9 protein-coding genes are annotated in these 14,531 nt (G+C 63.0%); 4 read left to right on the top strand and 5 right to left on the bottom strand.

Annotation, left to right across the window (positions count from 1 at the left end; genetic code table 11):
• Positions 1 to 111: 111 nt before the first annotated feature.
• From B7P44_RS34210 to B7P44_RS34195, 4 genes are all read right to left on the bottom strand, one after another.
• A complete protein-coding gene (locus B7P44_RS34210; protein ID WP_231716860.1) occupies positions 112 to 2,496 on the bottom strand; it encodes a fimbria/pilus outer membrane usher protein in 2,385 nt (794 codons plus the stop codon).
• A 386-nt stretch (positions 2,497 to 2,882) separates the two neighbouring features.
• Positions 2,883 to 3,641, bottom strand: a complete 759-nt coding sequence (locus tag B7P44_RS34205) for a fimbrial biogenesis chaperone (protein WP_084910446.1) — start codon at positions 3,639 to 3,641, stop codon at positions 2,883 to 2,885.
• A 107-nt stretch (positions 3,642 to 3,748) separates the two neighbouring features.
• The gene (locus tag B7P44_RS34200) at positions 3,749 to 4,324 is read right to left on the bottom strand and encodes a fimbrial protein (RefSeq protein WP_084910445.1); all 576 of its coding nucleotides are present in this window, start codon (positions 4,322 to 4,324) and stop codon (positions 3,749 to 3,751) included.
• Positions 4,325 to 5,018: 694 nt separating this feature from the next.
• Positions 5,019 to 5,984: a fimbrial protein gene (locus B7P44_RS34195; RefSeq protein ID WP_157721138.1), complete on the bottom strand. Its 966-nt coding sequence runs from the start codon at positions 5,982 to 5,984 to the stop codon at positions 5,019 to 5,021.
• 539 nt (positions 5,985 to 6,523) lie between these two features.
• Here B7P44_RS34195 and B7P44_RS34190 point away from each other — a divergent pair.
• From B7P44_RS34190 to B7P44_RS34175, 4 genes are all read left to right on the top strand, one after another.
• On the top strand, positions 6,524 to 7,855 hold the full coding sequence (locus B7P44_RS34190) for a TolC family outer membrane protein (protein WP_084910444.1): 1,332 nt from the start codon (positions 6,524 to 6,526) through the stop codon (positions 7,853 to 7,855).
• Positions 7,856 to 7,904: 49 nt separating this feature from the next.
• A complete protein-coding gene (locus B7P44_RS34185; protein ID WP_084910443.1) occupies positions 7,905 to 9,164 on the top strand; it encodes an HlyD family secretion protein in 1,260 nt (419 codons plus the stop codon).
• Between the two features lie 47 nt (positions 9,165 to 9,211).
• The gene (locus tag B7P44_RS34180; protein WP_231716859.1) at positions 9,212 to 11,347 is read left to right on the top strand and encodes a peptidase domain-containing ABC transporter; all 2,136 of its coding nucleotides are present in this window, start codon (positions 9,212 to 9,214) and stop codon (positions 11,345 to 11,347) included.
• 181 nt (positions 11,348 to 11,528) lie between these two features.
• Positions 11,529 to 12,092 (top strand): flavodoxin family protein, encoded by a 564-nt coding sequence (locus B7P44_RS34175; protein WP_084910441.1) that lies wholly within the window; start codon positions 11,529 to 11,531, stop codon positions 12,090 to 12,092.
• A 154-nt stretch (positions 12,093 to 12,246) separates the two neighbouring features.
• Here B7P44_RS34175 and B7P44_RS34170 read toward each other — a convergent pair whose 3' ends face one another.
• Positions 12,247 to 14,445, bottom strand: coding sequence for a TonB-dependent siderophore receptor (locus B7P44_RS34170; protein WP_084910440.1), 2,199 nt, complete (start codon positions 14,443 to 14,445; stop codon positions 12,247 to 12,249).
• Positions 14,446 to 14,531 lie beyond the last annotated feature (86 nt).

Below are 14,531 nucleotides of genomic sequence, written 5' to 3'. Positions count from 1 at the left end.
GCGTGGGAGGGAGGCCCGCCGAACGATGCAGGCGAGCGTTCCTTTCATTTTCATGTGTCTCGCCCGACCGCCCCGTTCCCGCATCGAATGTCGGGCGTCGTGCTCCAAGCATTACTGGCCTGCGACGCACGTCGAATAGAGCTGGCGCACGCCACGCTTAGCCGAGCTGTGTTTTGCATTGGGCAGCGTGTACTGAATCGAGCATATCTGGTCGCCTGCGTCGTTCCATCGCACCGTCAACATGCCCTTGTCATCGAGCCCGCGTGCGAAGATCCGACTTCCCTGACCGACGACGCCGACTTCGTTGCCCTGTGCATCGACAACCGCCGCGCCGAACGGCAGTGCGCCGCCATCACCGAGCCGTGCGTCGATCACCGCCGACTTGCCCGACGCCGTTGAAAATTCGATCAGCGGCACGGCGCCCGCGCGGGGCGCGATCTGCTGCGTGGTCGCCTTCAACTCGACGTCGGTAGACAGTCCTTCCGGGTTGAGCTCGACCGAATTGAGCGAATACGGCGTCAGGAACGGCACGATCGCGTAGCCGCGCCCGTCGACACGCGCGCCCGGCGAGTTCATCAAGCGCGCCCCCGCCGCGTCGGCGGCCTTGACGATCGCGAAAGTTTCCGACAGCGGCTGCGACAGCGTGAGCCCACCGCGATGGGCGACCATCCCGCCACGGATACCAATCGAGCCCTGCTGATAGCCCGATCCCGCGCCGGCCGTCGCCGACAGCTCGCCGAACGCGCCGCGATAGACGACGCTGCCGCTGCCGTCGCTGCTCGTGTTGCCGTTGCCCGACGCCCGGTTCGCCGTGACGCTGTATGACACGTTGTCGTCGCGGCCCGCGGAACCCGAGATCGTCGCGAGCGCAAGGTTCTGGCCACTCGTGCTGTGCGAGAAGCTCGTCGTGGCCGTCACGGGCGACGTGCGGCCCAGCGGGATCGTCGCACTCACGTAGTACTGCGTGTCGCTGCGGCCCATGCTGTTTTTCTGACGCAGCACCGACACGCCATAGGTAATGCGTTTGAACGTGTTCGAGTACGTCGCCGAATAGGTGACGTCGGTGCCGCCGCGGTTCCAGTAATTCGTTGCGGATGCGCTGAGCCCGAGTCGCCCCCCGCGTTCGCCGAGCGCCTGGTTGACCGTCAGCGACGTACGGCTGCGCTGCCGCGCGACCGAATCGACGGGCCCGCCGTTCGCGACGCGCTCCCGCACGAGCATCGCGTCGTTCAGCCCGAAGAAGCCGCTCGTCGAATAGCGGTACGCCGCAAGCGCGATGTCGGTCTGCGTCTGCGTGATCGACTTCGCATAACTGATGCGCGCGCTGGTGCCGCTGAAGCGCTTCATGCCCGGCACCGACGTGCTTGCCTGCGTGACGTCGAAACCGAACGCGCCAAATCGCGTGTTGAGCGCGGCGCCGATCATGCCAGACAGGTATCCTTGCGCGACGGTCGCGCCGGTGTACGCCGTCACCATGTTCGTCAGGCCCTGCTGCCACGTCGCCTGCATGAACAGCGGATTGCGGTCGCTCTGCGTGTCTCGCACCGTACCCGCGACGAAACTGTAGCGGTGAATACCCGGCCGCAACGACATCGGCACAGCCGCATATGGCACGCTGAATTGATGGACCGAGCCGTCTGCTTCGGTCACTTGCGCGATCAGGTCGCCGCCATAGCCGGTCGGATACAGGTCGTCGATTTCGAACGCGCCCGGGGCGACCGTCGTTTCGTAGATCGTCATCCCGTTCTGACTGATCTTCACCTGCGCGTTGCTGTTCGCCACGCCCCGCACGACAGGCGCAAAGCCGCGCACCGAGTCCGGCAGCATCCGGTCGTCCGACGCGAGCTGCACCCCGCGAAACTGCGTCGAGTCGAACAGCTCGCCCGACGTATACGATTCGCCGACGGTAAGCTGCGACTTCAGCGCGGTGAGGTCGCGCCGCGCGTAGGTCGCGATGTCCTGATAGCGTGCGCCACCGCCCGTCGACCAGTTATACGAGCCCTCGTGACGAAAATGCCACGCGCCGATGTTGACGCCGCTCGTCAGCCCGACGTAGCCCTGCGTGAGCGTCGGGCCGCCGCTGCTGCGGCGGCTATATACGTTCGCGTTGTAGTTCAGCATGCCAGCGGTCACGCCGTTGTCCCACCGCTCAGGGCCGACGTAGCCGCGCGGGATGCGACGCAGCGCCGTCTGCGGAATACTGAGGCGCAGACGCTGCTCGCCGAATTCGAACGCCGCACGCGCGTCGGGAATCGCGCTATCCACTTCGACGCACGCGCGATCGTCGCGCAGCCGTGACAGCACGCTCGGCGCGAGCCGCCCCACATCGACACCGATCGCTTCCAATTGCGCTTCGTCGAAGCACGGCTGTGCGTCGACCGATTGCGCCGATGCGCGGAATGTGACTTGCATCGTCGCGGCAAGGTTTTCGTTCACGTATACGTCGACGCCGTACGTGCCGGGCGTCGTCGTATTGCCCTTTTCAAACCGTGACACGTCGACCTGCCCGCGGGCATCGCGAGACAAGAACCCACTGTCGAACTCCACGCTCGCCACCTGCGTCGCCACAGATTGCGATTCGGCATGCACGTCCGAATGTACCGGTGCGCCATTCGCGTGGGCTGTCCAGCCGGCAAGAGCGGACAGCACCATCGAATAGAGTACATTCTGACGTGGCATACGGAGTGCGCTTTCGTTCGTTTTTAAATGTAGGTTCATGGTCGATTTTTTATTTATTTTGCTCTACGAATTTATCAGTGGATTTCTCCGCAGAAAAAATTCCCCAATATCGATCAACGTTGCCGAACGGCCTCCGAACAAGTCACGAGAAATCGGCTTCGACTCGCCGCGCAAGCTACCGCGATCCCGGACGCCGCAGTCAATCAGTTGTGCGCCGCGCGTCCAACCGTGATCTGTTTGGTCGGCTTGATAGTCCCCCAGTCATCGATATAGCCGTAATCGACGACGGCACTTGTGGGCGCAGCCACACCCGCCGGCAGCGGAAACTCCGCCGTTTCACCCGGCCGCACGAAATTCGGCTTCAGCTCATGCTTTTGGCCGCCTACGTTGATATCGATCACGCCGAGGTTCACGACGTACGGCGACGGATTGGAAGCCTTCAATGCATATCCATTGCCGTCCGCCTGGCGTGCGAACGTCCACTTCAACTGATCCGCTGCCGCCTCGGGATGCCCGGCCAGACCGCTCGGGCGATACATCACCTTGATTCTTGAACGGAACGCGAGTTGAACCTTGTTCGCGGAATCGTTCGCACTCGCTTTCGGCGGAACCTCCAGCACGTTGAGCCAGAACAGCGATTCGCGGTCAGCGGGCAGCGATTCCTGCGTCTGAATCAGCCGCAGCGATTGTCCTTTACCCGCGTCGAGCCGAAACATTGCAGGCGTCAGCACGAACGGCACCGAAATTTTCTCCGGCGCTTCCTTCTCGTTGCCGGTATCGATCCATGCCTGAACCAGCGCAGGCGCATCGCCATCGTTCATCAGGCGCACCGTCACTTCACGGCTGTCGCCGGGAAAGATCACGCGGGTTCCCGTAATCACGACGCTGGCTTGCGCCCCCCCCATCCATAACGTTGCCAACAACGCGAACGCGGCCGTCGCCTTCGGTAGCTTCCAGTTCATAGGTCTCCCGTTGGAATTGAGCGTCGACGCTCACTCCGCGTGGAGGCGGCCGACATGAGGATTGGATGAATGCCGCCCGGCGCTGCGCCATGCGGCCGATTGACGAGTTACTGGTAATCGAGCGAGTACTGGATTCGCGAGTTTGCCGAACCGGCGGTCGACTTGCCGGTGGCGTAGTATTCCGCGAAGTAATTCAGCGTTGCGCCACCGTCGGTCAGCGTCACGACCTGCGAGTTCTGCTGCCCCGACGCGAAGCCCGCAGCGATCGGTTGCTGCTTGTCGTTCAGCAGATTGATCTGGACATTCGTCGCCACCGTGTCGGTCCCACCGGCCGATACAAGATTCAGGCGGCCGCTACCCGCGTCGACCGTATCGCCGGCCTCGAACACGGTCGAGACCTTCGTCGAATCGCCCGTGCAACCGCTCAGCACGATCGAGAACGGCGTGCGCCCCGCCACATTGCCTGCGCTCGCGAGTGCGCCTGCGGATACGCTGGGCAGTTTTACGGTCATGTTCTTGTTGCCCGTTGCGCCGCCACCCGCACCGATCGAACAGGTGGTTGCCAGCACCTTGCCGCTGAACGCGATTTCGCCGTCGGCCGCCATTGCGGGAGACATCGCCGCGACGATACCCACTGCCGCCATGCCCTGAACGATACGCGCGATGTTGATTTTCTTTTGCATGTGATTACCTCAAATATGGTGAAACAGTCGAAGTTAAATGATTTTTGGAAATTAAATCCATAACCATAAAATTACGGATCACATTTCAAGTACAATTATCCGGATCTGATGAAACCGTGACCATCTGACAAGAACGAACTCACCAAATCGCATTCTCGTACTTGTACGAATTCTGTCGGTAACATCACCCCGCGAGGCAGGCACACCTCAGGCCACACCTTCTTCAGGCGCGAGCATGAGTAATGCGGGAAGGTACAACGCATGCGCTTTTGAAGCCGAGATGAGTTTAGTGTGCGAGACCCGCACGAATTGAATTTATCGCAATCGCCCGGCGATCGGTGATGCGTGTTATTGACAATCAAATCATAACCAACCCAAACGACATCGGACAAAAATCCAATCTGCCGCCGAGGCGCATCCAGAAAATTATCGCGCTCACGACAATCAAAATAACCGACGCGCTTAAATCGATTTTCCAGCCCCGTATATTCGATTGACGAGGAGGCGCGAATGGGTGCAGTTGTCGCGATCCTCGTCGATCGGGACGAGCGATGCGCTCATTCGGCTCAGATGGCGACGCCCATGGGAGCTACACACCCATTGAAATGGTGAACGATACTGTGACAGGTGGGTTGGAACGACACGCCCGCCCGATGAACATCGCCACGTCGACGCGGACGTACGGCCGCTACTGCTACTGGTAGTCAAGCAGCACGAGTGCGCCCGCCTGCACGGTTCCGCCGGTGATCTTTTCCTCGGTCTGTACGTACTCCGCATTCAACGGGATGTCGATCTGCGCCGCCGCGCTACCGTTGTAAGGGGTCGCGATCGAACGATCAAACACGAGCGGTAGTTGGGTCTTGGCGTCGCTCAGCTTGATTCCGACCCCGCTCGCGGTCGAGTCGGGCCGCAGATTCAGTGCACCCGGGATGCCGCTTATGGGACCATTCAGTGGTGATACCTGATAGCCGACTCGGTTATAACCTGCCGGACAGTTGGTCAATCGAAGCGAAAAAGATCGGCCCCCAACCGTCGAGCCGACGCCCCGAAAGCTCGTTCGAGAAACATCGGGCAAGTTGACGGTTTGATTCGGAACGGAGCATGTTCCATTAATAAAATTGACATCAGCACCAAGGTTAATTCCGGTAGAACTTCCCAATAGACCGCCGTAATTTATTATGAAATATCGGCTCACAGTGCCTGGCTTGAGTGTCCCATTTTTCGGAGTCTTATTGTCTCGAAATAACTGAACCTCAACCATGTTTCGCACCGTCTGCCGCGTCGCCCTCTTCATCGGCACTCCATCTAACAAAACACGCACCGACAATCCACTTACCGACGTTTCGACATCTGGTCCATCCGCCGTATTCCATGGAACCGCTTTATTATAAAGAGTAGCACCAGTTACTTCACAAACGTCTTTCTCGCAAAGCTGCTGTGTCGTAAAGTAATTCCGGGCAAGCACAACACCAATTGCCGTATTCGACGGCGCGGCTATTCTTTCCGCATCGAATGCCGTAATCGCAGGAGCACATTGCGCAACTAATGGCCAAAATGCACTTACCGCCAACAAAAGCGTTGGTGCGTGCATCATGCTCATGCCATGACGGGATTTCGCATTGGTGTTTCCAGACAATTGAATGCACCAAGTGGTCGCCATCTCGGGCGGTAACATTTCCAGCAATCTCGCGGACAGGTAATTCCTAATTCGGAACAAGGTAGATCTCCCGTGAAAGATGTTTATGCGCGTGTGCTCACGCCACTGCACACATAAGATCATGAACATGCTAACGCGCCATCGATACACGACAAATAAGACATGTACTGAAGTGCTATATATTCACGTAGGACAAGTACGATTCCGGCGCCAACATTCACTGCAGCGGCAAAAATTAATGCATAGTTCACCGCGAGGAACATACGCCAACGCGACGCCAGTTCCGATGACTGCAGATGCGCCACACGGAAACTATCCGTCGATTGCCTGCATTGCATTAAGACATTTTTTTAAAGATCCAGAAAATTAACAATCTCGGGCCGTCGAGCAGAACAAGGCCAATTTTGGAATTTGCTCCGTGAATTCGATGCAGCAACTGACAGTGCTGCACATGCTGACTGACGCGAAACCGAGCGCGCAGTCGACGTGACAGTAGCCGCAACGAACACATACGCATCTCGGTCGAAGCGCAACCAAATAGAATGACCCTCAAATTTTTAATTCGCCTGACGGTCGCGCTTGTGCCGCTGTCCATCACATGCCCCACGCAGGCCGCGGATCTGCTCGACGCGATCGAGGCCGCGCGGGGCTTCGATGCGGGCATCGCGGCCGCGGGCAACGCGCAGCTCGCTGGCCGCGAAAAGCGCTGGCAAGGGCTCGCAGGATTGCTGCCGCGCGCGCAGATCGACGGCAACTACACGAAGCAGGATCAACCGAGCGCGCCATATGCAGCCGCCGTTCGCCGGCACAGCGTGTCGGCCACGATTACGCAGCCGATCTTCGACGTATCCCGGGTCGCCGAATTCAAGCGCGGCGGTACGCTCGCCGACCAGGCCGACATCGAATTCGAGAAGGCGCGGCAAACGCTGATCACGGACGTGTCGGACGCGTATTTCGACGTGCTGTACGGCGGCGAAGTGCTGCAGGCCGCCGAATCCGCGCGGCAGGCGTTCCAGCGGCAGCTCGACCAGGCACAAGCCGCGCTGCGGATCGGCGACGGCACGCGTACCGACGTCGACGAGGCGCGCGCGAATCTCGACGACGCGCTCGCGCGCAAAGTCAGCGCGCAGAACGATCTCGAAATCGCGAGCGGTGTGCTGAGGCGACTCACGGGCCTCGCGGCCGACGCGATCGCGCCGATCGCATGGCGGTGCGCGCCGCAGGCGCCGCCCGTCGATCTCGCGGCCGCGATGGACGAGGCCGCTCGTTACAACGTCGACGTTCGCCTCGCCGGGAAGCAGGCCGAGCAGGCGCAGGCCGACGTGATCGCGGCGACCGGCGCGAACCTGCCGGTCGTCAACCTGCAGGCGAGCTACGGCACCAACTGGAGTCGCGGGGCCGGCGAAAACGACTGGGATCAGGTGTTCGGCACGACGTCGAAGACGCGTTCGTCGATGATCGGCGTGACGGTCACGATTCCACTGTTCGCGGGCGGCGGCCAATTGTCGGCGACCCGTGAAGCCTACCGCCGGCGCGACCAGTCGCGCGACGCGCTCGACGATGCGCGTCGCAAGGCGCGCGAACGCGCGCGCACCGCCTATCTCGGCATCACCAACGGCATCGCGCTCATGCGCGCGCGCGAACGTGCGCTCGCGTCGGCCGACAGCAAGGTGAAATCGACCCATCTCGGCCGCGAAGTCGGGTTGCGCACGCAGATCGACGAACTGAACGCGCAGCAGCGCTACTTCGAGGCGATGCGCGACCTCGCGGGCGCACGCTACCGCTATCTGCGCGCGCGGCTGCAACTGTCGGCCGCGCTCGGCACACTCGGCGACGCGGACGTCGCCGCGATTGCATGCCGCACGAGTGGCTGACCATGCACGCCCCCCCCTTCCTCCTGTTCGCCGCTTCCGGGAGCCGCACATGACTGATTCGCTGTTTCGACAGGAAGCGCTCGACGCGACCAGGCACAAGCTGATGGGCACCGTCAGCCTGTATTCGCCGCCGTGGCGCTGGCTGATGATCGCCGTTGCGACGGCGACGACGCTCGCAGTCGTCGCGTTCCTCGTATTCGGCACGTACACGAAGCGCGAGCGCGTCACCGGCCAGCTTCTGCCCGCGAAGGGGCTGCTGACGGTCGCGCCTCCGCTGATGGGCACCGTGACCGACACGCGCGTGCGCGAAGGGCAGACCGTCGCGGCCGGCGCCGAGCTGATGGCCGTATCGGCGGAGGTTGCGACCGAGCTCGGCGGTACACGCCAGCGCGTCGGCGAGCAATTGACGCTCCAGCGCACGCGCCTGGAGGCAGATCTCGCCAGCCAGTCGCAACTACGCGACGAGGCGAATCGCGGCCTGCGGTCACGCGCGGCGGCGCTCAACGACCAGCTTGCACAGATCGCATTGCAGAAAACTCAGCGCACACGCCAAATCGAGCTCGCGCAGCGGCAGCTCGGCAAGCTGCAGTCGATGCGCGAACAGGGCTATGCGTCGAACAGCCAGGTCGAGCAGCAGGAAACCGCGCTGCTCGACGCCCAGGCGCGCTTGCAGGATCTCGCGCGCCAGCGGCTCGACGTCGAGCAGCAGCTCGACCAGATCCGCCAGCAATTGCGCGAGCTGCCGCTCAATACGCGCAACCAGCAGAACGACATCGAACGCAAGCTTGCAGACGTCGACCAATCGATCGCAGAGAACGAGGCGCGCCGCTCGGTGATCCTGCGCGCGCCGCAGGCGAGCGTCGTCGCGGCCCTGCTCGCGAAGCCGGGGCAAGTCGTCAACGCGGGCCAGTCGGTCGTGTCGCTGCTGCCGCAGGGCGCGCAGCTCGAGGCGCAGTTGATGGTGCCGAGCCGGGCGATCGGCTTCGTGCGCCCGGGCGCGCGGGTCGTGCTGCGCTACCAGGCCTACCCGTTTCAGAAGTTCGGCCAGCAGTTCGGGCGCGTGTCCGAGGTGTCGCGCACCGCGCTGTCGCCGCAGGAGGTCGCGAACCTGACCGGGCAGACCAATGTGCCCGAGCAACTTTACCGCGTGGTCGTCGCGCTCGATCGCCAGGACATCCTCGCGTATGGCAAGCGCGAAGCGCTGCGCCCCGGCATGGCGCTCGAGGCCGACGTGCTGATCGACAAGCGCCGGCTGATCGAGTGGGTGCTCGAGCCGCTGTACGCGCTCGGCCGCCGCGCATCGGCATGAGACGCACCTCACGCATTCGTTACGGAGCCCGTTGAAAGATGAAATGGATGGATGCCCTGCAATTCGGCTGGCGCCGCCGCCTGCCGGTCATGCTGCAGACGCAGGCGGCCGAGTGCGGGCTCGCGTGCGTCGGGATGATCGCGAGCTATCACGGCCACGATCTCGACCTCGTCAGCCTGCGCCGGCGCTTCAGCCCGTCGCTGAAGGGCGCGACACTCAACGACGTGATGCTGATCGCCTCCCGTCTCGACCTCACATCGCGCGCGCTGCGGCTCGAACTCGACGAGCTCGACAAGCTGCGCCTCCCCTGCATCCTGCACTGGGACATGACCCACTTCGTCGTGCTGAAGTCGATGTCGCGCGGCAAGATCACGATCCACGATCCCGCGCGCGGCGAGCGCGACGTCCCGCTCGCCGAGGTGTCCGACCACTTCACCGGCGTTGCGCTCGAATTGATGCCGTCGGCGTCCTTCACGCGCACGAAAGCGCGCGAATCGATCTCGATGGCGAAGCTCGTCGGCAGCGTCACGGGCATCCGCGCGGCGTTTGCACAGGTGCTGCTGCTGTCGGCGGCGCTCGAAGTGTTCGGCATCGTCACGCCGTTCTACATGCAGTGGGTGATGGACCAGGTGCTGGTGTCGGCCGACGCCGATCTTCTGACGCTGCTCGCAGTCGGATTCCTGCTCGTCGTGCTGTTCCAGCACGCGGTGTCGGCCCTGCGCTCGTGGGTTGTCACGTGGTTTTCGAGCCTGCTCGGCGTGCAGTGGACGGCGAACGTCTGCTCGCACCTGTTCCGGCTGCCGATGACTTACTTCGAACAGCGTCACATCGGCGACGTGGTGTCGCGCTTCGGCGCGATCAACACGATCCAGAGCACGCTCACCACGCAGTTCGTCGGCGCGCTGCTCGACGGCGTGATGGCGATCGTGACGCTGGCGATGCTGTTCGTCTACAGCCCGACGCTGACGTGGCTCGTGCTCGGCCTGTTCGCCGCATACGGCGCGATCCGCTGGATCGCGTACCGGCCGTTCCGGCAGGCAAACGAGGAACAGATCGTGTACGCGGCGCGCGCGCAGTCGAACCTGCTCGAATCGATCCGCGGCGTGCAGGCGATCAAGCTCGCGAACAAGCAGGAAGCGCGCGTCGCCACCTATGCGAACGCCGTCGTCGAGAGCACCAACAAACACGTCGCGATCGAGCGGCTGTCGATCGGCTTCTCCACGGCGCAGGGCGTGATTGCCGGCGCGGGCCGCGTGGTGCTCGTGTGGCTGGCTGCGAAGCAGGTTCTCGACGGCCAGTTCTCGGCCGGGATGCTGGTCGCGTTCATCAGCTTCGCCGACCAGTTCATCGCGCGCGGCTCGGGCCTTATCGGCACGCTGATCGACTTCAGGATGCTGCGCCTGCACGGAGAGCGTCTCGCGGACATCGTGCTGACCGACGTCGAATCCGACATGGAGGGAAAAGTCGCCCGATCGGCGGATGCGGGCTGTACGACGCCGCCCGCAATCGACGTGCGCGACGTGCGCTTCCGCTACGCGGAAACGGAGCCGTGGGTACTCGACGGCTGCTCGTTGTCGATCGCGCCCGGCGAATCAGTTGCGCTCGTCGGGCCGTCCGGCCAGGGCAAGACGACGATGGCGAAACTGCTGCTCGGCCTGCTGACGCCCGAGCACGGCAGCGTACGCGTGGATGGCGTCGACATCCGCAAGCTCGGGCTCCATCAGCATCGCGAGTTGATCGGCTGCGTGATGCAGGACGACATCCTGTTCGCGGGCTCGATCGCCGACAACATCTGCTTCTTCGATCCGCAGCCGGAGCAGGCGCGTATCGACGAAGCCGCGCGGCTCGCGCAGATCCACGACGACATCGTTGCGATGCCGATGGGATATCAGAGCCTCGTCGGCGACATGGGTTCGTCGCTATCGGGTGGCCAGCGCCAGCGCGTGTTGCTCGCGCGCGCGTTCTATCGCAAGCCCGCGATTCTCGTGCTCGACGAGGCGACGAGCCATCTCGACGTCGAGCGCGAACGGTCGATCAACGATGCGGTGCGCGCGATGAACATCACGCGGATCATCATCGCGCACCGGCCGGAAACGATCCGCAGCGCGGACCGGGTGATCGTGCTGGAGCACGGATGCGCGCGCGAACAGGATCACGACGCGTCAGCTTTCTCGTGCAGCTAGCGCCTGCAACAATCAGAAAGGTTTCGTAGCGGCAATTCGAACCGAATGCCCCCGCGCTGACGCTTTGGGCACCGGGAGTCGACATAGGTGGACGCGTCACGCACAGCATTGGCTTGCCAATATATGTGTTACTTGTGCGGTAACATATCCGCTGTTCCTTCAACCCGACAAGGAGTTATCCATGGTCAACGTAGCCGTCGTCTTCCACAGTGGTTATGGTCACACGTCTGTTATCGCCGAAGCCGTCGCTCGCGGCGTCGAGAAAATCGAGGGCGCCGTCGTCAGGCTTATCCCGGTCGAGGAAATCGATCAGCATTGGTCGTATCTCGAGAATGACGCCGACGCGATGATCTTCGGCTCGCCGACTTACGTGGGCAGCGTATCCGCGCAGTTCAAGACCTTCATGGACGCGTCAACGAAGCAATGGGGCAAGTGGCGCGACAAGCTCGCGGCCGGCTTCACGGTATCTGCATCGCAAAGCGGCGACAAGCTCGCGACGCTCCAGCAACTTGCTCTCTTCGCGGCGCAACATCATATGTTGTGGATCAGTCTCGGTCTCATGCCCGGAAATAACAGCAGCACCGGGTCGGTCGACGACCTCAACCGGCTGGGCTCGTTCCTGGGCGCGATGACTCAGGCAAACGCCGATGAGGGAGGCGACACCATCCTGGAAAGCGACCGGAAGACAGCGGAAGCGCTTGGCGAGCGTGTCGCGGAGGCAGCGAAGCGCTGGAATCGCGCATAACGCCGTCGCTGAAAATACTGGAGGATAGCCCGGCGGTCGCCGTTTCATGCTGAAGCGCGGTGACAGTTCGGGCGCCCGGTCACCGAGGATTCGTCGAATCTCTCTAGAGAGCAGCGGTCGACATCGAGCAAATTCGAACGGCCCCATATTCCGATTACCAGTTGTATTTCGCGCTGGCCAGCACGGTCCGCTCGTTGTCGAACACGCAGACGGCGTACGATTGGCAGCCGCTGACGTTACGCCGGTCGAACACGTTCGCGACGTTTAACGCGAAACGCCAGTGACGCGCGTCGTAGTGCATCGCGAGGTCGTATAGCGTATAGCCCGGCACCTTCAGCGAGTTGTCCGGCGCGCCGGCCGATGCGCTCCGGTAACGGACCCCGCCGCCGATCCCAAGGCCCGACAGCGCACCGGCGTGCCACGTCCAGTCGGCCCATAGCGACGCCATCTGCCGTGGAAGCGGTACGGCCACCGGCCAGTTGTTCAGCGACGCGTCGTTCGCCTTCACGTTCTTGACGTCCTGATAGACATACGCTGCGACGATCGAAAGCTCGCGGCTCACCTTCCCGACCGCGTTCAGCTCGATGCCGCGCGAACGCACTTCACCGGTCTGCACGGACGATGTGCCGGTGGAATCGAGATTCACCGGCGCCGGCGTCACGACGTTCGTCTGATCGATCTGATAGACGGCCGCGCTCAGCATCAGATTGTTGCCGGCCGGCTGCCAGCGCAGCCCGGCTTCCGTCTGCGTGCCACGCGTCGGTTTCGGCAAGCCGCCGCCTGACATCCTCACGCCGATGACCGGATTGAACGACGTCGAATGGCTCACGTACGGCGACAATCCCGCGTCGCCCTGATAGGTGAGCCCGACGCGCGCAGAGAACGCGCTGACGTCCTGCGCCGTCCGCATGCCGGCTGTACGGTCGTCAAACCGCGCATTCACCCGATCCTCGCGGCCGCCGAGCGTCAGCGTCCAGCGATTCCACCTGACCTGGTCCTGCGCGTACGCGCCGAACGCGTTCATCGCCGTGAACTGGTCGACGTGCGTCAGCGACGTCGGGCCGGAGAAGATGGCAGCCGTGACGGGCCGATAGACGGGGTGGTACAGGTCGAGCGCCGGCGCCAGCGCGAGCCACACGCGGTTGGTGGTCGTCTGACGGTCGTACTGCAAGCCGAGCAGCAGCGTATGCTCGAGCGGTCCCGTGCCGAAGCGCGCCTGCGCGTGGTTGTCGACATCCAGCCGGCTATAGTCGAGCTGGAACCGCCCCGCGAAACGCGTCATCTTCGTCGTGCTGCCGGGCGCCAGGCCGTTTCCGAACACCGTCGCGTCGTCCAGCAACAGGCGCGACCAGCGCACGTCCTGGCGCAGCGTCCACATCGAATTCACGCTGTGCTCCAGCCTGTAGCCGAGCGACCATTGTTTCTTCCGATAGTCGTTGAACGCCGGGTCGCCCATGTAGATGTCCTGCGACAGGCGGCCGTTAGGATTCGGCAATACGGTGCCCGACGCGGGCAGGAAGTTGGACGAAATGTCGCCGCGGTCCTGCAGAAACGACGCGGAAAACGTCAGTGACGTGTCAGCCGCCGGCCGCCATCGAAACGACGGAGCCAGCGCGACGCGCCGGTCGGCATTCGGACCGGTCAGCGCATTGCCGTCGCGGGCGATGCCGACGAAACGATACGCATACCTGCCGTCCGGGTCGATCTTGTCGCCAACGTCGAGCATGATTTGCTTGCGCGCGTAGTTTCCGGTTTGCACGCCCGCTTCGCGGACGCGCTCGCCGTCCGCGCGCTTCGTCTGCACATCGACGATCGCGCCGGGCTCGCCCGCGCCGTACAGCATCGACGTCGGCCCGCGCAGCACGGCGACCGTGTCGATCGTATACGGATCGACGCGCCAGTTCGCGATGACTGCCGCATTCGGCGCCGGCACGCCGTCGACGAACAAGGTCGGCGTAAAGCCGCGCAGCGCCGCGTACCAGTCGGTACGGCTGTCTGCTCCGAACGACGCGAAACCCGGCACGTATCGCAGCGCCTGGTTCAGATCGGTCGCGCCGGTCATCTCGATCTGTTGCGCGGTAACGATGTTGGTCGTCTGCGGAATTTCGGCAACCGGCGTGTCGGTCTTCGTTCCGATGGCGGTTCGCAGCCCGACGAGCCCGATGGACGATCGGCTCGCCGCGCCTTTCACGTCGATCTTCGGCAGCATCGTCGCCGCCGCATCGGCCCGCGTCGCCGCGATTTCGTTCGCCGGCTGCGCAGCCTGCGCGTGTGCGCCGCCCGCCGCCGCACACAACGCTCCTCCGGCAGCGATCGCAATTGCGCGTCGCACCGCCCCCGTTCCCGTCGCCATCCTTCAATACTCCGCCCTGTTTTGTCGCGCTTGTCGTGCGCGGGTCGATGCGCGCGATTCTCAAGCGCCTGGATAATATCGGCCGG

The sequence above is a fragment of the Burkholderia ubonensis subsp. mesacidophila genome (genome assembly GCF_002097715.1).
Lineage (GTDB): Bacteria > Pseudomonadota > Gammaproteobacteria > Burkholderiales > Burkholderiaceae > Burkholderia > Burkholderia mesacidophila.
The sequence above is the reverse complement of the archived record's forward strand: the minus strand, read 5'-3'. Positions and strand labels throughout refer to the sequence as shown.